Raw genomic sequence first — 19973 nt, forward strand, 5'->3', positions numbered from 1 at the left:
AGGAATAAGCGCCTATGCTATTGAGTATTAAGTCATGGTTATTTGAAGCGCCAAGCAAAGACTGCATGGCGCGGTATGCAAAAAGTGGCGACAACCGCCACTTAGAGCAGCTTATTGCCTTATACAGTAACGATTTATATCACTACCTAGTTATCCAGTCTAATACACATTTAGCATATGACGTAAGCCAACAAACATGGCTAAAGGTTATTGAAAAGCGCCACCTTTACCAAACACAAACCACGCCCAAAGCCTGGTTATTTAAACTCGCACGCAACACCCTAATAGACGAATACCGCAAACAGCAACACTTTGTCGAGCTTGACGAAAACAGCCAACTACCTGCGCAAAATAACAATCAAAGTGAATTAACAAGTAGTGACTCACACATAGGCGACACACACATAAGTTATGAAGCGTTTAATGCTGCGCTCAAGCAACTTAGTTTTGTGCAGCGCGAGGCCATAACCTTACAACAAGAAGGCTTTAGCCTTGCCGATATAGAGCTTATAACGCAAAGCAACGCCCAAACCATAAAAACAAGGCTACGCTACGCCAAACAAAACCTAAAACAATTATTAGGAGAATGTAATGAATAAGCCTGATGAGCAGTTTAATGAAAAGCTCACACAACATTATAACGAGCGAAAAGCACGTACCACTCTTTCGCATGCTCAACAACAGGCGTTAAAACACTCCGTAATCCAAAAACAACCTAAAAGGCTTGGTTTTGCCCTGCAACTCACAAGTCTTACCTGCGCACTGGGCTTACTGGCTTTTATAGTGCTCGACAGTAACAACGTGATAAATACTGCCCCTAAAACCGTATTAAACACCATAGACATACACGACTACTCGTTTATAACAACGCATGAAATAGATCAAACAGGTAGCTACGCAAGCACCATAACGCAACAAAAACGCGCGCTCGACACCCAACTAGCAAACGACTTACGCCGCCATCAACAACACCATATAGAATACGGCACGCTCGTAAAGGTCGACAACGACTGGTACATAGCCAGCTGCAATGACGAGGTACTGGTACACATTAAACAATCACTGCTCAGTGATTTAAAAGGAAAGCATGCAGTTGAAAGTAATATCAATACCGGTGACACGCTTGCTATGGCGCATAACGGCAAAGGGCAGATTATTGCACTTAAACATGCTGGGGTTGGGATTAGGCAGTGCGAGGCTTGAATAATAGACTAAGTTTATTTATTCATGCACTAATCTGTTTTTACCTATAAAAACGAAAGAGCCCTCTTGGTAAATGAGGGCTCTTAATGTCAAGCTAGAATACTCTAAGATTCAATAATAATAGCTTTTTCTATTAGATGAGTTACAGAATTATGCTCCAGTGAACTCACTAGATTTATAAATAATAACTATTTTCATATTCCACCACCTTAAATTTTTATCTGACCTTAATCATAGCAACATAAATGGATAAAATAAAGACTATCTTTATCAACCTTTAGCTTCTTTAGCTTCTTTAGCTTCTTTAGCTTCTTTAGCTTCTTTAGCTTCTTTAGATTCTTTAGCTTCTTTAGTGTGAATTTTAAGTATAACTATATCATCAGGAGTTACGCCTCTACATTCAAATTCAGCGACTTCTAAGGGCCTAAGAGTAAAAGATTTAGAAGATTCATTTTGCTTCTCAAAATCTGCATCAATTTTCTTTTTGTCTAATAATTTATTTATATTAACACTAGAAACTTCATTTTTATCTAAGTACTGTTTAACATAATTTGCTATTTTCTCAGCTACACCTATCGTTAATTTTTTAGACTTTACTGAAAAGTTAATTGTATTAGACGATGAGTTCCTAACTGTGTAGCTTTGCTTTTTAGTATATCGATTAACTTTAAATTTAAAATCATCATTTGGATTTTGCCAACACCACGCACTTGTACGATAAATTGCGCCTTGTGAAGGCTTTAACTTTATAGAAAGATTTTTACTATACTCAGGCTTTTTCGCTGTTAGTTTTTTATTGGCCCGCAAATTATTATGATCTTTAGGTAAAGTTTTAGTGCAGCTAGTCAATGAAGCCTCTGTTACTTCACCCCATAGTTCTTCACCTTGGACAGGGTTGGCTTTAATAGAGAAGGTCATTTTATTATTAATATAATCATGATTATGATATATATTCGTCAACTGAGATTCACTTTTAATAGACACTTTTACAAAGTTACTACACTGAGAAATATCTTGTAGATCGATATGCCTCTTAGATTCTGTAACAATGCATGCGAGCGAAGCAACTCTTTCCTTTATATGCAGTAATAAATTCTGATCATTCTTAGTTTCGGGAAAGATAAAGTTTATTTTTTTTAATAAATCTTCTTCTTCAGGACTTTTAAGTGAAATAAACAGTGCAATGGCACCAATAAATAAAAAGAAAATGAAGCTATCAATAGAAGACGCAAGGTAAGATTCAACTAATGATTTAGGTAGTACACCAAAAAATGGCAGCTTAATACTGCAAGTTTCTGAAGCACAGTTAATAGATTTATAAAAATAAAACTGAACTAGGATCCAACTGAGAAATACAATTAAAGCAAAAATAAGAGTCAAATGATGACTTAAAACTTTCTTCATATAATTAATCAAATTAATACCATAACCTAAAGCTGATTTAATACTGAAATGCAATTGTAAATATATTAACTCATTTACAATTAAAAAACATAGTTTCATGAGTAACATAAATATTATAAAAGTAAAATATTGCCTAGCCTTAATGCAATGTTCGCATCCTTGTAATACAAAGGAGTTTTCTTTAGTGTTATATAAGAATGTCAGACGTGATCTTTATAATAACTAGTAGCATAAACCTAACTTGCAACGTTCTGAGAATATGTAATTTCGTAAACGCGAAGCTAAATAATAAATACTGTATATTTATTACATAACTTACATCTATCAAATTCACAAATAGTAAAGATAGCCCGATGCCCTAACAAGCTAAGCGCCTACAAAAAAGTAATTATATTTAACGTTAAAGCTGCAAAGTGGGTTGCCGTTCTGTTGGGTTTCGCTACGCTCTACCCAACCTACAAAACAATTAAGCTCGTTATTAAGTAAGCTACAAACGTTAGGCCGCCGCCCACTAACGCATAAGGTAGCTGGGTTTTAACGTGGGTGAGTAAATCACAGCCCGAGGCGATGGCAGATACCGCGCTGGTGTCGGATATTGGGGAGCAGTGATCGCCAAATATCCCGCCGCCTAAAATAGCGCCTACCACCAACGATGGCGGTAAACCAAGCGCTTGAATAAGCGGTACACCAATGGGGATGAGGATGGCAAACGTGCCCCAAGAGGTGCCTGTAGTAAACGACATAACCGCGCCGGTTAAAAACAGCACCGGTACTATTAAATAAATAGGTAAGTAGTCGCCAACCAAAGATGCGACAAACACACCTGTACCTAGCTCTTTTAAGCTTGCACCCAGTGTAAGCGACAACAGTACTATGGCCACTAACGGCATTAATTCGCCCATGCCTTTAAAGCCGGTATCAACAAGTTGGTGATGGGTAAATTGGCGCGAGCCAATCATTAAACAATAGGCTACAACAATAGCTAAAACCGTGGCGTACAATACTGATTTTGAACCGCTACCCTCGGCAAGTACCCCGTTACCGGTGTAAAACATAAAGCCGACCATGCTAACAATTAGCGTTAGCAGTGGCACTAGCATAAAGCGTGCTTTAGAGCCTTTTACTTCTTCTTTTAGTTCAGTTGTTTGTAGCTCTAGTTTTTGTTCAGCTACTTTCATTGGGCCATGAACTTTATCAAAGGCAATAGTATAAAAAACAATAACCAAGGTGATTATGGCGTAAAAGTTATAGCCTACACTGCCCCACAGCACCGATACGGCCGACTCGCCTAATTCGTAATTACCTAGCAAGCCCAGTACGAATGCCCCCCAGCCGTTTAGTAATATTAAAATACACACAGGGGCGCTAGTGCTATCGATTATGTAGGCTAAACGCGCGCGGCTCATTTTAAATTTGTCGAACAGACCGCGAGATAAAATACCCGAGGTAAGCACACTTAAGTTTGACTCTATAAATACCGCTACGCCGGTAAACATAGTTAAAAAGCCTACTTGGCGCTTACTTTTAGCAACGCCTTTGTTCATCAGCAAATTAACGGTAGCAGCAACACCGCCAGACTCGCGAATATAGGCCAGTAATGCGCCTATTAAAATACTAAATATGAGTATACGGGTATTACCGGGGGAACTTGCTACCGAAATAATGCGCTCTATGGTATTTAAAAATGTATTAAATACGCTATTTCCTTCGCCCTGAATGGCCAGTAAAAACTCTGATGAAGCCACTGCCACCAAAAGAGCCATAATCACTTCTTTACGCCAAAACACGATAGCAATGGCAATCAGTGGCGGTAAAATAGAATACCAATGCATAAACAAACCTTATTTATTTTTATAATGACGACGCTTTACTTAACTTAATAGATATAAGCACTTAAGTCACTTACTAACACTTATTGATTTAATAATGCCTCATAAACAAGCGACACAATAGAGCCGTATTGCGCTGTTTCAAAATTTTTCCCTACGAATTGATAGCGCTTTTCAGTGCCTTTAATAGGAGTATGCCGCGCATTAGTCAGTAAAATAATGGCCAAATCGTAAGCCGGATCAATCACGGTGACTGTGCCTGTCCACCCTGTGTGGCCATAGGCCTGAGCGCTGGCATAAGGGCCAAAGTGCCAACGCCGCGCTTGGTTATTTCCAGCAAGACGAAAGCCTAACCCGTAGGTTTCATCACTGCTTTGTGGCGTTAAAAATTGCGCTAAGCTACTGGCGTTAAAAATTTGCGTATCGCCATAACCACCTTTGTTAAGTAGAACTTGGCACAGCACAGCTAAATCGGGAGCGTTACTAAATAATCCCGCATGGCCTGCAACACCATCGAGCGAATAATAAGCACGTTCGTCATGCACCTGCCCTTGCAGTACATTGGTGCGAATATTATCAAAATGAATACGCCCATCTCGGGTATTACCGCTAAGCTCCGTGGCAGCAAACTGCTGACGATTAAAACCTTTTTTAAGCGGATTAAATAAGGTGTTATTGAGTTTTAAAGGCGCGTAAATATGCTGCTCTAGGTATTCATCGAGAGGTTGGCCGCTAATTCGCTCAATTAAAACCCCTAAAATCATGTAATCAATATCAGAGTAAACATGCGGCGCTGTAGGTTCAGCGGTTAATGGCACACTTGTTAATAATAGCTGTTTAGTGGTTTCGCTTGTTTGTGAGAAAAACGCATCGCCGTAAGCGGTGTCTTTTCGATGAAAATCAAACACTGGCGGATAACCGGCACTATGAGTTAGTAAGTCTTTTACTTGGCGGTGCTCTCGGCCATTACCCTGATACTCTTTTAGGTATGAATGCACCGTATGATTTATGTTTAACTGCCCCTCGCTGACCAACTTCATTAATGCAAAGTTAGTAGCAAATATTTTAGTATTTGAGGCTAAGTCAAATAAGGTATTGGTTTGCATAGGCTCTGGGCGCAGTAGCATTAAATCACTTTGCTGATATTGTTTTGCATCGCCATACGCGGTTAATTTTAATACCTTACCCGCTTTAACAACCGCTATTACTGCTCCTGGAAAGCCTGCTTTTATATCGTTTTCAATTAAGGTATCAACTTGGCTAAAGTCGATTTCTTTTGTGGCGGTATTTTCTAAGGTAGCAAATGCAAAGCGCAGAGTTAAACTGCCGCCAGCAGGTTGAATATTCTCTACCTTAAAGGTATTCACGCCGTTATGCGTATAGTGCCCTAAATTAAAGTCGTACTCGGTGTTAGCGCGTAAAGGCTCATTAAGTGAGAGCTTTTTATTATTGATGTATATATCGGCGCTAACCGCACTGACATTTTGTAGCAATAGTTGTCCTCGGCCCCGGTAGGCTTTAAAAGTGCCGCGGTTATTTACATATTCTCTGGTGCTGGGATTTGGCTCAGGAAAGGTAGCAATCACCTGCGCATTAGCTAACGCGTTAATATGATTAGCCGTTAAAGGGCGCTCTGATTTAATTGCTGTAGAGCGACTACAGCCAGCAATAATAATGCTCAGCAGCAATATAACTACTTTATAGTACGTTTTATTATTTATCATTTTTAAAGCCCAATGCACGCATCCCTTTTATTAATACAGCAAATAAGGCGCTCTTTGCTGTTTAAACTGTTTAAGCCCGGCTTGCCAACTTTGTTTAATTTCCTCAGCTGAGTGCCCTGCTTCTATGGCGAGCCTTAATTTATCGGTACCTGCGAGCTTATCCATAAAATCGGCACGTTCAAAAAACACCTGCTTAGCCTGTGTAAGCTGCTGGTAAGCATTAATTAAATAATTTAAGTTTAAGCCTGTGATATTACTATGGCGTAAATCAATCCCTTTCACCATTTGGTCTTTAAATTTAGGATTAAGCGCTGCGCCTTTTATTGAGCGAGGGGTAAAGCTAAAGTCCCCAAGTGCTACTGGTGAATAACCAATAACCTGAAAGGCAAAGTCAGTTCCTCTACCTATACTAATAGGAGTGGCTTCAAAAAAGCAAAGTGATGGATAAAGCGCAATTGATTGATCGTTGGGTAAATTAGGGCTTGGTTTTACCGGCAAACTATATGGTGTTGTGCGGGTGTAGCCGGCAACAGGGATCACGTTTAGCTTTAAATCACGAGCCTGATTGATCCACCCCTCACCTTTGATCATGTTAGCAAGCTCGCCTACCGTCATACCATGAAGTACAGGGATTGGGTGCATACCCACAAACGATTTAAATTCTGCTTCTAATAATGGGCCGTCAATGTGGCTAATATTAGGATTTGGCCTATCGAGTACTATAAATTCAACACCCTGCTCGGCCGCGGCTTCCATCATGTAATGCATAGAGCTTATGTAGGTATAAAAACGTACGCCCACGTCTTGAATATCAAAAATAATTACATCTACATTTTGCAATGACTCGGGGGTTGGCTTTTTGTGTTTACCGTAAATAGAAATAAGCGCAATACCGGTTTTGCTATCAACGGCGTTTTGTACATGAGCACCGGCATCGTGATCGCCTCGAAAGCCATGCTCAGGTGCAAAAATTTTAGTGATGTTGATGTTTTTAGCCAGCAAGCTATCAACTAAATGCGTTTGCCCCACAAGAGAGGTTTGGTTAACCACCAGCCCTACACGTTTGTTTTTTAATTGGGGTGCATACAAAGCAAATTGCTCTGCACCAACGGCGATTGCATGTTTAGTCTCATTTGCATGTGTAGCAACGGTAAAAAGTGCACTTAGTATAAAAAAGAAGGTAAAAAACACGGTTTTAAACATACAGCAAGATCCTTTTAAACAAGGCATTTAAAATAACACAGCTAAGTTTAAAGAGCAGCTTAGGTTTTAAGAATTAGCGGTCAGCGGTCAGCGGTCAGCGGTCAGCGGTCAGCGGTCAGCGGTCAGCGGTCAGCGGTCAGCGGTCAGCGGTCAGCGGTCAGCGGTCAGCGGTCAGCGGTCAGCGGTCAGCGGTCAGCGGTCAGCGGTCAGCGGTCAGCGGTCAGCGGTCAGCGGTCAGCGGTCAGCGGTCAGCGGTCAGGTAATAAAAATAAAACACCGAGCCTTTTGCAAGCGCAATTTTTATATTGTAGGCGGGAGTTTACCTCGCGCAGGTTTCAGGTTTTAGCAATGAGAAACTGTGTTTCTAACGTAAGTAAGCTCTACGTCCACATTGAAAATAGACGATAATATTATCTCTAAAATATAGCTTGCTGGCGTTCAAATACTCATGGTGATTTTGAACGTCTCATTTACTCCTCATTCATTTCTCTTTGTGCATTTAAATTTTTAAGAGTGTTATTCACAAAGAGGTTAAGAGGCGCTGCGCTTTTAGAGAAGTGACTGAAACATTATAAATCAAAAGCGACGCTTTTAACGTAAGCAAGCACTACGTCCACATTGAAAATAGACGATAATATTATCTCTAAAATATAGCTTGCTGGCGTTTAAATGCTCATGGTGATTTTGAACGTCTCATTTACTCCTCTTTCACTTCTCTTTGTGCATTTAAGTTTTTAAGGGCGTTATTCACAAAGAGATTAAGAGGCGCTGCGCTTTTAGAGAAGTGATTAAAACATTATAAATCAGAAGCTGCGCTTCTAACGTAAGCAAGCTCTCCATCCACATTGATAATGTTGGCGGTGGTGTTACCAAAAAACCACCGTTATTGTTTTATTAAGCTCTTTAAGTTTTTACTGTACGTTCTACTTACCTTGAGTGTTTTTTCGTTATCTAACACCGCCATATATTCAGAATTACGTAATGGGTTGAGCTGTTTGATATGGCTTAAATTAACAATCGTTGATTTATGTATGCGTAAGAAGTCTTCTGGTAAGGTATTTTTTTCAAGATCTTTTAAACGCGCACGCATTACATGGGTTTCAGCCAGTGTATGAACACACATATAATCGCCTGCGGCATCAATCCATAAAATATCTTTAAACGGAATTATTTGAATTGGGTTTTTAGCATCTTGGATGACTAAGTTTTCGGCTTCAAATTTATATTCTGAGTTTTTTGAGCTTTCTAATTCTTGATGTTCGTTTTCTATCAGCGATTGGTGTACTTCAATCAATGTATTTTTTCTGTGGAGTTGCTCTGTTTTTACTACTCTTTCTATGGCTTCTGCAAGGCGAGCTAACTTAACGGGCTTGAGTAAGTAGTCAAGGGCTCTTACCTCAAATGCTTTAACGGCATGCTGGTGAAACGCAGTAACAAAAATAACCGCTGGACAGCTTTCTGGTTGAAAATATTTAATTAGTTCAAAGCCTGATTTTGTTGGCATTTCTATATCTAGAAACACTAAATCAACGTCATGTTTGTTAAGTACGTTAATAGCGTCATCAACACTTTGTGCACTGCCAATCACTTCAATTTCAGCAAAGGCCTCTAAACGAATACGCAACCCTTCAATAGCGCTGTATTCATCGTCAACAAGTAATGTTTTTAATTGAATCATTATTGCAAACCATTAATAGGAAGAGAAATACAAAGCCATGCGCCGCCTAATTTGCCATTGCCTTTCTCAATGCGATGGCTATTTCCATACATTAATTTTAAGCGTTGCTCGCAATTAGCCAAGCCAATGCCCCTTTTCGATTTTTTATTATCGTCAAACCCTTTACCAGTATCTGCAACCTTAATGAGCAATGCGGTTTTTGTTTTTTCAACTTTAATTGTGATCACCATTTTTTGATCTGCGCGCATACCATGTTTTAACGCGTTTTCTACCAATGGTTGAATTAATAAAGAAGGTATTAATAAATCGTTGCATGGTTCATCAACGTTAATATTAACCTCTAACCGGTCAGTAAATCGACATTGCTCTATATCTAAGTAGGTTTTTAATATGGCAATTTCTTCTTTAATCGCTACTTTTTCAAGCGGATCGGTATACAAACTATGGCGCAGAAGATCACAAAGCTTTTCGAGCATATTCACTGCCTGCACACTTTCTTTTTTTAAGATTAAGGTGCAAATAGCATTAATGCTGTTAAACATAAAGTGCGGATTAAGCTGATATCGAAGCATTTTAAGCTGTGACTCTTTAGCTAGGTGTGTCGCTTCTGCGGCTTTTTGAGTTTGCTCTAAATTGTCGAGATATATTTTGATCCCGTAATAAAAAGCAGTCCATGTTGAGAGCATAGTTAACGATGCAGACGTCCATGTACCAAAGTCAAACCACGACATGGAAAGCCACCAATTGCCATATAACCACTGCAAAGACGCCCATTTAATTTGTGTCCAAATTAATGTGGCAGTTAACAGTAGCACCAGATGCAGTGCTATTTTAACTTTAATCCCTTGCCTATTTGAGCAGTTATAAGCCCTTCTTAAAAGTAAGGTGATTAAAAAGCCACACGCTACATCAATAACTAAATGCGGAATATGTATCGACCATGGCTCGTCGCTTGGTATTTTTATCATTAGCTCGGTCAGCATTGCATACACAATCCAACCGCAGCTCTGAAACAACCAGAAAAGATGACTTCTGGGATTTTTGGAATTCAAATTAATACGTCCAACTTTAAAGGCAGTTGAATAGCTTACTTATTATCAACTGCCTTTGCCTTATTTATTTTGAGCACGTGATTGATAATGCGTCATTATTAGGTTTTGCAGTCAACGCGATATCTGCAACTGCTAAACTTAAACGCTGAGCTGAAATACGAATTACATCTGACATAGATTGTTCAATCAGTTCGCTATCGGCGCAATTGAGTGCGATTGATAAAGTATGCCAGCGCTTATCTGCCATTGTTTTTTCAAACGATGAAAAATCAATACTTCTTAAACAGTTATCTAAATTACACATTACTTGTAACTGGGCACCTTGCTCTGGAGCTTTATCTAATCGCATCTTTAGTTCAAGGTAACCTGATTTAAATTTGCGTTCGAGTAGCGTAGGTTTTAAGTAACTTAGGCTAAGCGTTGCATCTGAGGATTGAGATTGCCACTTAAACTGCCTTGCATCCTCTTGATACGATAAATTAACCGATTGCATTAACAAACTTTTTTTATCGCCACTGGTGGCCGATGAACCACTAGTTAAAACCTTTGCTGTTGTATCAGCTAACGCCCAAGTGAGATTTTTAGCTAAACTTTTTACAAACAATGGGTGTGCATCGCTTTTAACGATTTTTTTAGGGCTTGTAGTTTCACTCACAACAGGTATGTTTACTGTGTCTTGATAAGTTAGCCCGTAGCCATAGGCAAAGAGCGGGTCGTAATTTACATCGCCTAAGTTAAGGCTAAATTGGTCGTCGTATTTAGGCCACGAAAAACTCAACTTACCGCTAAAATCAAACCGACTGTTACCGTTTTTATCTGTTAGTAATACGTCTGCAACTCCCTCACCCTCAGAGCCTGGTAACCATGCAGCAACAAAGGCATCTGATGCATTGAGTTCTTTATTGACCCAAAGCGGGCGACCACTTAAAAATACGGTGACTACCGGAATATTGTCTGCCTTAAGTTTTTTCAGCAGTGCAAGAGCGTGTTTGCTTTCATGCTGAAACTCTAGCATTTCTATATCACCAAACCACTCAGCATAAGGTTCTTCACCAATAACAACAATGGCTACATCTGGCTTGGTTTTATAGTCACCAGACTCACTTAAGCTTATTTCACCGCCTGCTTTTAATACTTGCGACTTTAAACCTGCATAAATAGAGGTCGCATTTGGAAAATCGCTATTAGTATTGTCTGTGCCCTGCCAAGAAACGCTCCAGCCACCGGCTTGCATATTGATTGCATTGGCGCCTTTACCGGCAACTAAGATGCGGCTATGCGCTTTAATTGGCAAAACGTTTTCGTTGTTTTTTAATAGAACGAGTGACTTGCGAACCGCTTCTCTTGCCAAAGTGCGATGCTCATTAGCGCCTAACCACTGCGGGTGTTGTGATTCAGGTCGCGCTGATGGTTTACCCTTTGTAAACACCCCCCAGCGGATTTTAGCCCTTAAAAAGCGTCTAACCGCATCGTTTATTCTTGATTCGGCTATTACCCCCTCTTTCACTTGCTTAACAGTATTATGATAAAAGGCTTCAAAATGCTCTGGCACCATGATTACATCAACACCTGCGTTTATAGCTTGGGCGCATTGCTCTAAATCGCAGCCTTCTACAAACTTATGCGCATTCCAGTCGCTTACTACAAACCCATCAAAACCAAGTTGGTTTTTAAGTACATCCGTTAATAAATGCTTATCGCCATGTACACGTTTGCCATTCCAACTATTAAAGGATGCCATCACTGATTGCACGCCTTCATTAATAGCAGAAAAATAACCTGCGCTGTGAATATCTCTTAATCCTTTTTCATCAATAAGGGTATTTCCGCGATCAACGCCTCGCTCAGTGCCACCATCACCCACAAAGTGCTTAGCGGTGGCAATACGGTTACTGCCTTTTAAAAAGTCAGCGCCTATGTCACCTTGAATACCGGTCACCATACTACCTGCATACAACCTAACTAATTCAGGGTCTTCTGAGTAACTTTCATAAGTTCTGCCCCAGCGATCATCTCTGACTACAGCAACAGTAGGCGCAAAACTCCATTCAATCCCTGTGGCAGATACTTCCTTTGCTGTTGCTTGGCCTATGCGTTTAATTAAATCAGCATCATGCGCAGCTCCTAAGCCAATATTGTGCGGAAATAACGTAGCGCCATACACATTACTATGCCCATGCATGGCATCGGTTCCCCATACTGTCGGGATCGCAATACCATCTATGGTCGAATCCATAGAGGCTAGGTACATTTCATCTGCGTATTTTAACCAAGTAGCTTGATCCGCTCGTTTATTTCCGTAAGGGGCAGTATTTCCGCCATTTAGATAAGAGCCAAATCCATACTTTTTCATTTGCTCTACACTTAAATAACCAATTTCTGGCTGGATCATTTGCGCCACTTTTTGCTCTAAAGTCATTGTTGCGAGCAGTTTATCAATCTGTTTTTCAACGGCTGGATCACGCTTAAGTTGCGTATTCACATAAGGCCAGTTAACTTGCTGATTGTCTGCACTCAATACATTTTGACAGTTGAACATGCCAAAAACAGGCAATAAGCAAAGTAATAATTTAGGGTGTTTTATTTTCGACATTTAAAACCTTCGAGATTAAATACTGTTTTATAAAATACGGACTGATTAATTTAGTGTGGAATATATTCAATAAAATCATAATATGCCCATGAAGGGCTGTCGTAGTATTGACCCGGAAAGTAATTCCCTTGAGTCGAGTTGTCACCATTCCACTGGTTAATCATTATTTTTGTTTTATCAATTGGCCATGCATAGCCGGGAATTTCATTATCGGCTATTACGCCATCCCCATTGTCTTTGTACATCACTCTAATTGTTTTCTCGTTTCCTTGTGAGTCGTACAGATACCAACGAATTGATGAGCTTGACCAATCAAAGCCAATGGTTAATAAGTTTTCTCTGTAATCAAGCCCAAACTGGCTTAAATCGATATCCTTTTCCCAACTTTGATACGTGCCTCCTTGGGGCTGGTAAATCACATTGGTATGAACAACATTGCCTAAAGAAGGTAATAGTTCGATATCTATTTCTTGCCATGCGCGTCCTGGCGAATCCCACCATGAGGTATAAGTAAAAATAGAAGACACGGTACCGGCGATATTGCCCGACTTAACACTGCCTTGTACCTTACCAAAACTATAAAAGTGATTACTTTGCAGCTCAGCACATGCACCTTGTGACAGAGAAAGGGTGATGCCGTGTTGACTTGGGTTAATCATTCTTGGGACAAATTCGCAGCCAAAAGGTGAGCCATTATCGCCACTACGTGCACTCCAAAGAGTTGTGTCAAATCCCCACGAAAAATCGTCTTTAAAATAGTTAGCGTATGTGGCGGGTGAAATAACTATAAGGCCAGCAACTAAGGTTGAAATTAACTTCGTTTTCATTATTAAATCCTTATTTAATCAAGCACCTCCTACAGTACTTTAGCCTGTAGGAGGGTAACTTTTACTCGGTTATTTAGAATGAAAAACCCGCTCTCATACCGTAGTATCTCGGCATACCAAAGCTGCCTTTTGGGATTCCCTTACCAGTATTATTCCAGTATTGAATAGTTTCATCTGAAGCATTATTAACAAACACTTCTGCAAACCAGTTTTGTCCTTGCGGCTCATACTTAATAGAGGCGTTAAATACGGCAAACGCATCGCGGCTATCATCGATATATTTTGTTGCTTCATCTGGCACTTGAAAATCCATGTCATCTAAATGTTTATCAACATTCCATACCGTTGAGTACGACTCATCTTTCCAACTGGCATTTAACCATGCGTGAACAAAACCATACTCTCCTAAGTTGAGTGTATGTGTGTAACTGATATTGGCGGTAAACTCAGGGGTCATTGCTAAATTATTCCCCTTTAGATTGGTAGCTAACAGGGTATTTTCAGGATTTTTTGATTCTTCATAAGAAATATCAAACAGATACTCCGCGTCGTAATCCCATTTAGTATTCCAATCTTCAGTAACTTTTGCATCAGTCCACGTTACGTAACCACTAATTCGACCATTTGGATACGGCTTCCAATCAAACTCAAGCTCAATCCCTTTTATTGTTGAGCCAGGGACATTTTGTGTGTAGTAAGCTATAACTGGCTTGTTTTGAAAATCGAGTACAGGCTCGCCATTACCGTCTAAAACGGGAGAGCCATCTTCATCTTCTACCACAGATAAACGCTCTACGTTACCAATAGAGCCCACTGATGCGTATTGCATGTCGGTGTAATCTGTATAAAAAAATGCGGCTTTTAGGTTTAATGAGTTATCAAAAAAGCTCGATTTAGCACCCAATTCCCATGTTAGTACTTCTTCTGGGTCGAACTTGGTTTCAAAACGAGTAACGTCACCGGTTCTGTCATTTACCACTTCGTAAACATCACCAATACCACCGGCTTTAAAGCCACTGGCAAGATAGGTATAAACCATGGTTTCAGGTGAAATGTCATAATCTAAACCAACACGAAAATCATGGTGTTTCCAACTTCCCTTATTGTCGTTTTCAAAGTATGACGCATAAATAGAAGGATCTTCGTAGTAGTCAACAGGAAGGTTATTTAAATCAGTTCTATTTAACCAACCTACGGCGCAGCCATCAGCATTAGAACAGCGATAGGTTTTTCCGCCTTTATCTTCTTTTGTTTCATCACTAAATCGATAGCCAAGTGTTAGGTGTAACTTTTCAGTTAAGTTGTATGTACCTTGACCAAATAATGCGAGGGCGTCGGTAGAGCGATCGGGTTGATCCCAAAACGCTTTGTCATCCATAGGATTATCGTAATAACCTAAGGTTTTTGTTCTTTCATGAAAGTAATTAATACCTGCAATCCAGATAAAGTCGCCATATTCATCAGATTGTATTTGCAGCTCAGTTGAAAAAGACTCTGCGCCAGTGCCGTCTAAAAAGTAAGTTGCGCCATCCCAAGGGTCTAAACCTACTTCACTATCTTGTGCTGAAGAGCGTTCCATATCTTCATAGCCCAATAACCAGACAAGTGAATATTCATCGTTTATGTTGTAATTAAGGGTGTTTCTTAAGTACGTGATATCTAAATTAAGCTTACCGGGCACATTTACAACCGCCTGATAAGTATTATCGCTGGGTAAAAAGTTAGTGCAGTCTCCCCCTAGTTCAGCACTTCTGCCACGAATTTTATCGCAGTTAACTAAATCTAGGTTGTTATTGCTGTCATTTACATACTTTTGAAAAACAGTGTGGTTTGAAAAATTGCCGCCCAAAGGCTCCCACAAGGTGCTAATTCTAAATGAATATTCATCAGCATTATTGTAAAAATTGCTTTTATCAGCCGGTGTTAGCGCGCGAACTTTTTGCGCTTCTGGATCTGTGCCAGCGCCATCTATCCACCAGTTTTCTCGTTGGGTAATTGTTTGACCCACGCCTTGATAAGAATCTTCAGAGATTACTGGCGCATTAAGAATATCGTCGCTTAAGCGTCTTGAGTCATATTGGTTAGGATCGTAATACCCTTCTAAATAAGAATCCCGTTTCAAGCCTTTTCCTGAAAACCTAACGGCAAATTCATCATTAATAGGAATATTTAAGACTGCATCAATATTTTTACTATTAAAGTTTCCCGCTTCAATACTGACGTTGCCATATAAACCGGTAAACTCTGGTTTTGCTGAAATAACATTAATACTACCCACCGTTGAGTTACGACCAAATAGAGTGCCTTGTGGGCCCCTTAGAGCTTCAACCCTGTCTATGTCGTACATCAATGCAAGGGCACCTTGCATACGTGGTGAGTAAATACCATCAAGGTGAACACCCACAGCCGGATCGCCAAGCTCAGTAATATTAGTAGAGCGTACACCTCGCATTGAAATAACCGGCGCAGCTTGATCTGTTGCAGTTGAAATATCTAAGCCAGGGACTAAGTTAGCAATATCCTTAACGCTATTAACACCGTTTCTTTTCAGCTCGGCTTCAGTTAATGCTGTAATGGCAACAGGTGTTTCCATTAATCTTGTTTTTCGCTTAGTTGCTGTTACCGAAATGATTTCTAATGAAACTGTTTCTTTTTCTGACGCTTGCTCTTTATCCGTAGAAGCTTCTTGAGCATTCAATGGCATTGAACAAGCCAACGCAACGGCTATTGATAGTGCTGTTTTATTTATTGTGTGCATGTTTGACCTTTTGGATGTGTGTGTAAACGTTAAACTTTGTTACTTTTATTTAACAGTCTCATAGTATCCATATCGATTATTTTTATTACTAGTCAAATACGCCAAGACGAGTTAGATATAATACAAACCGAAATCACCTTCTAATTTTTGAAGCTAAAGCCAGATAAACCTCAAGTATTTTCCTCGTAGTTTAGCCTTTTGATTCTATTTCAGACACAAAAAAACCGACTTAGTGTCGGCTTATTTATAAAAGCGGTAGACGCAGGATATCTCTTGTAAGGGTTAACCTATGACAGCCTGTTCGTAGCTAGAGGAAACGGCACATCTACGTGAGCAAGCTCTTCGTCTACATTAAAACGTTGTGGTGATATTATTTATAGACCGTAGCTTACAGGCGTTTAAATACTCATGGTGATTTTGAACTTCTCATTTACCCCTCTTTCATTTCTCTTTGTGCATTTAAGTTTTTAAGGGCGTTATTCACAAAGAGGTTAAGAGGCGCTGCGCTTTTAGAAAAGTGACTGAATGGAAGATTTGGCAGTATGTATCATTAGGTTTAACTGATATCTGAAAGCTTTCTCAAATTTCAGACATAAAAAAACCGACTTAATGTCGGCTTATGTATGAAAGTGCTGGGCGCAGGACGTATCTTGTAAGAGTGAACCTCCGACTGCTTGGTTCGCAGTAGGTTACTCTATCCACATCCACGCTTTGATTTATTTCAGGCACAAAAAAACCGACTTAATGTCGGCTTATTTATGAAAGTGGTGGGCGCAGGACGTATCTTCTAAGAGTGAACCTCCGACTGCTTGGTTCGTAGTAGGTTACTCTATCCACATCCACGCTTTGATTTATTCCAGGCACAAAAAAACCGACTTAATGTCGGCTTATGTATGAAAGTGCTGGGCGCAGGACGTATCTTGTAAGAGTGAACCTCCGACTGCTTGGTTCGCAGTAGGTTACTTTATCCACATCCACGCTTTGATTTATTTCAGGCACAAAAAAACCGACTTAATGTCGGCTTATGTATGAAAGTGGTGGGCGCAGGAGGATTCGAACCTCCGACCGCCTGGTTCGTAGCCAGGTACTCTATCCAGCTGAGCTATGCGCCCACTTTCATATTTACTTATTTAAACTCTAAGTGAGAGTTGAAAGTGGTGGGCGCAGGAGGATTCGAACCTCCGACCGCCTGGTTCGTAGCCAGGTACTCTATCCAGCTGAGCTATGCGCCCACTTTCATTTTGCTTGTTTTAACTCTAAGCAGAGCGTTCTCTAAAAGAGAGTAAAGTATGGTGGGCGCAGGAGGATTCGAACCTCCGACCGCCTGGTTCGTAGCCAGGTACTCTATCCAGCTGAGCTATGCGCCCATACTTTATTTTACAAGATGCGCCATTTAAAAAATGGTGGAGAGGGAGGGATTCGAACCCTCGATAGAGCTACAAACTCTATACTCCCTTAGCAGGGGAGCTCCTTCGGCCACTCGGACACCTCTCCGTCTTGTGGGGCGTATAATAAAGATTTCAGAAAATATGTCAAACACTTTTCTGACAAAAGTGACTATATGGCTATAGATTGCACACATGCCTGGTTTTAAAGTGTAATTAGTTTGAAAAATAATCAGGTTAGGTGTTTGGGGTGCTTGAATTTACACCCATCACTGGCACTAGTTCGTCCGTAAGTTCAGCAAGGTATTGCTCTTGATAGCCTAACTTCTGAAACTCGGCAATACACGCGCGATAATACGCTTCTCGCTGTTGCTCTGTAGTGTTCTCATCAGGTAAAGATTCTACTCGTTTAGCTTTCATATTATTTCTCTAAGTCCTTTAGAAATTTTTATTTTTTACGACTAAGAATGACCGTGTATAAATTTCGGCCACATTTTAGCTAAAAAATTCACATAAATACAACATAATGTTTAAAAAACAATCATACCAAAAAGTTATAGCACTGCTGTAATGTTGCTAAGCAGTCAAGCAACTTTATGATAATGAAGCTGAATTAAAGATTAATTTACTTTTATACTTACACTTAATTATCAGTGTAGTACTTATTAATTAAAAGCCCTAATGTGAAGTTTAGGCAATGTCTCACAAACAATAGGGCAAAAAAAACGCCGCTAGTTAGCGGCGTTGATAATTTTTTAGTTTATTCCTTCAAGCTTAGTCTGCTTGTGGGCGCATATGCGGGAATAAAATAACATCTTTGATAGTTGATGAGTCAGTAAACAACATGACTAAACGGTCAATACCAATCCCTTCACCGGCTGTTGGTGGTAAACCATACTCTAGCGCGCGAATGTAGTCTTCGTCGTAGTGCATTGCTTCATCATCACCTGCGTCTTTTTCTTCAACTTGGCGAGAAAAACGCTCAGCTTGATCTTGTGCATCATTAAGCTCAGAGAAACCATTTGCAAGCTCACGGCCACCAACAAAGAATTCAAAGCGGTCAGTTACAAATGGGTTTTCGTCGTTACGACGTGCAAGTGGCGATACTTCCCACGGATACCCTGTGATAAATGTAGGTTGGATAAGCATATGCTCAGCCGTCTCTTCAAATATTTCACATAAAAACTTACCCGGGCCCCATACGCAGTTTTCAGGAATTTTAACATGCACTTGTTTAGCGTACGCTTTTAATTCTTCAAAGTGGTTTTCTGGGTCGTTAAATACCGCAGCATCAAACTCAGGGTTATATTTTAAGATTGCGTCACTCATGCTTAAACGTGTGAACGGTTGACCAAAGTCATACTCTACTGAATCAATCACTTCACCGTTTTCATCTTTAGTGGTGTTAACCACGATTGGGCTGCCCAATACGTTAGTTGCAACTGTACGTAACATGTCTTCGGTGATGTTCATTAAATCAATGTAGTCAGCGTATGCTTGGTAGAACTCAATCATGGTGAATTCTGGGTTGTGACGCGTTGATAACCCTTCGTTACGGAAGTTACGGTTAATTTCGAATACACGGTCAAAACCACCTACTACTAAACGCTTTAAGTAAAGCTCAGGCGCAATACGTAAGTACATGTCGATATCAAGCGCATTATGATGAGTTACGAATGGACGCGCAGATGCACCACCAGGAATAACCTGTAGCATTGGCGTTTCTACTTCCATAAAATCGCGGTCTGCTAAAAAGCGACGAATACCTTCAACCACTTGTGAGCGAATACGGAATGTTTCACGCGTTGCTTCGTTAGTAATTAAATCAACATAACGCTGACGGTATTTCGTTTCTTGATCCGATAGGCCATGGAATTTTTCAGGAAGTGGACGAAGTGACTTAGTCAGTAGTTCGTACTCAGCCATGTCTACGTATAAATCGCCTTTACCCGATTTATTAAGCGGCCCTTTAACACCAATAATATCGCCAATATCAAGCTGGCCATATTTTGCTTTTAAATCTTTTTGTACGTCTTTTGATGCATAAACTTGTACACGGCCTTTCATATCTTGAATAGACATAAACGGACCACGCTTAGCAAGAATACGACCTGCAATCGATACTACGTGCTGTAATTCGATTAATTCTTCTTTACTCTTATCACCAAACTCAGCCTGCAAATCTGCCGTGTAATGCTCACGACGGAATTGGTTTGGATGACCGTTGGCTGGGCAATTTGCGCGAATAGCGTCTAATTTGCCGCGACGCTCAGCGATTAACTTATTTTCGTCTTGGATTTGATCAGTCATTTTTTAG

13 protein-coding genes, 4 tRNA genes and 2 pseudogenes are annotated in these 19973 nt (G+C 40.1%); 4 read left to right on the plus strand and 15 right to left on the minus strand.

The window, feature by feature from the left end; genetic code table 11:
- The first annotated feature begins 14 nt into the window (after positions 1-14).
- A complete protein-coding gene (locus KK487_RS12525; RefSeq protein ID WP_036956619.1) occupies positions 15-599 on the plus strand; it encodes a sigma-70 family RNA polymerase sigma factor in 585 nt (194 codons plus the stop codon).
- A complete protein-coding gene (locus tag KK487_RS12530; protein WP_036956620.1) occupies positions 592-1203 on the plus strand; it encodes a hypothetical protein in 612 nt (203 codons plus the stop codon). The genes KK487_RS12525 and KK487_RS12530 overlap by 8 nt, the downstream gene beginning before the upstream one ends.
- A gap of 270 nt (positions 1204-1473) precedes the next feature.
- On the opposite strand, the gene KK487_RS12535 is transcribed toward KK487_RS12530, so the two are convergent.
- From KK487_RS12535 to KK487_RS12550, 4 genes are all read right to left on the minus strand, one after another.
- The gene (locus tag KK487_RS12535; protein ID WP_215521819.1) at positions 1474-2706 is read right to left on the minus strand and encodes a hypothetical protein; all 1233 of its coding nucleotides are present in this window, start codon (positions 2704-2706) and stop codon (positions 1474-1476) included.
- Positions 2707-3062: 356 nt separating this feature from the next.
- Positions 3063-4439, minus strand: a complete 1377-nt coding sequence (locus tag KK487_RS12540; protein ID WP_036956621.1) for a Na+/H+ antiporter NhaC family protein — start codon at positions 4437-4439, stop codon at positions 3063-3065.
- An 80-nt stretch (positions 4440-4519) separates the two neighbouring features.
- Positions 4520-6160, minus strand: coding sequence for a penicillin binding protein PBP4B (gene pbp4b, locus KK487_RS12545; RefSeq protein ID WP_036956654.1), 1641 nt, complete (start codon positions 6158-6160; stop codon positions 4520-4522).
- Between the two features lie 30 nt (positions 6161-6190).
- Entirely contained in the window at positions 6191-7363 is a 1173-nt protein-coding gene (locus KK487_RS12550; protein ID WP_036956622.1) for an exo-beta-N-acetylmuramidase NamZ family protein, read from the minus strand.
- Positions 7364-7435: 72 nt separating this feature from the next.
- On the opposite strand from KK487_RS12550, the pseudogene KK487_RS18635 reads away from it, so the two are divergent.
- Both KK487_RS18635 and KK487_RS18640 read left to right on the plus strand, forming a co-directional pair.
- A pseudogene (locus KK487_RS18635) lies at positions 7436-7552 on the plus strand (hypothetical protein); the annotation flags it as partial.
- Positions 7500-7709 (plus strand): annotated as a pseudogene (locus tag KK487_RS18640) (hypothetical protein); the annotation flags it as partial. The pseudogenes KK487_RS18635 and KK487_RS18640, both read left to right, overlap by 53 nt.
- Before the next feature lie 537 nt (positions 7710-8246).
- On the opposite strand, the gene KK487_RS12555 reads toward KK487_RS18640, so the two are convergent.
- The 11 genes from KK487_RS12555 to lysS all read right to left on the minus strand — a co-directional run bounded on the left by KK487_RS12555 (position 8247) and on the right by lysS (position 19966).
- Positions 8247-9041: a LytR/AlgR family response regulator transcription factor gene (locus tag KK487_RS12555; protein ID WP_024600782.1), complete on the minus strand. Its 795-nt coding sequence runs from the start codon at positions 9039-9041 to the stop codon at positions 8247-8249.
- Positions 9041-10024: a sensor histidine kinase gene (locus KK487_RS12560; RefSeq protein WP_036956623.1), complete on the minus strand. Its 984-nt coding sequence runs from the start codon at positions 10022-10024 to the stop codon at positions 9041-9043. Before KK487_RS12560 ends, KK487_RS12555 begins: the two co-directional genes overlap by 1 nt.
- Positions 10025-10157: 133 nt before the next feature.
- Positions 10158-12686, minus strand: coding sequence for a glycoside hydrolase family 3 protein (locus tag KK487_RS12565; protein WP_036956624.1), 2529 nt, complete (start codon positions 12684-12686; stop codon positions 10158-10160).
- A 50-nt stretch (positions 12687-12736) separates the two neighbouring features.
- Positions 12737-13513, minus strand: coding sequence for a family 16 glycosylhydrolase (locus KK487_RS12570; RefSeq protein ID WP_024600785.1), 777 nt, complete (start codon positions 13511-13513; stop codon positions 12737-12739).
- Positions 13514-13586: 73 nt separating this feature from the next.
- A complete protein-coding gene (locus tag KK487_RS12575) occupies positions 13587-16271 on the minus strand; it encodes a TonB-dependent receptor (protein ID WP_036956625.1) in 2685 nt (894 codons plus the stop codon).
- 1035 nt (positions 16272-17306) lie between these two features.
- Positions 17307-17383: transfer RNA gene (locus tag KK487_RS12580), tRNA-Arg, on the minus strand.
- A 43-nt stretch (positions 17384-17426) separates the two neighbouring features.
- Positions 17427-17503, minus strand: a tRNA-Arg gene (locus KK487_RS12585).
- A gap of 58 nt (positions 17504-17561) precedes the next feature.
- A tRNA-Arg gene (locus KK487_RS12590) sits at positions 17562-17638 on the minus strand.
- A 34-nt stretch (positions 17639-17672) separates the two neighbouring features.
- A tRNA-Ser gene (locus tag KK487_RS12595) sits at positions 17673-17765 on the minus strand.
- Positions 17766-17893: 128 nt separating this feature from the next.
- Entirely contained in the window at positions 17894-18076 is a 183-nt protein-coding gene (locus KK487_RS12600) for a hypothetical protein (RefSeq protein WP_013465804.1), read from the minus strand.
- Between the two features lie 354 nt (positions 18077-18430).
- Positions 18431-19966 carry a lysine--tRNA ligase gene (gene lysS / locus KK487_RS12605; protein WP_008467803.1) on the minus strand — a complete coding sequence of 512 codons (1536 nt, stop codon included), beginning with the start codon at positions 19964-19966 and terminating at the stop codon, positions 18431-18433.
- Positions 19967-19973: the final 7 nt, after the last annotated feature.

It is taken from the genome of Pseudoalteromonas sp. SiA1, from assembly GCF_018732205.1.
Lineage (GTDB): Bacteria > Pseudomonadota > Gammaproteobacteria > Enterobacterales > Alteromonadaceae > Pseudoalteromonas > Pseudoalteromonas tetraodonis.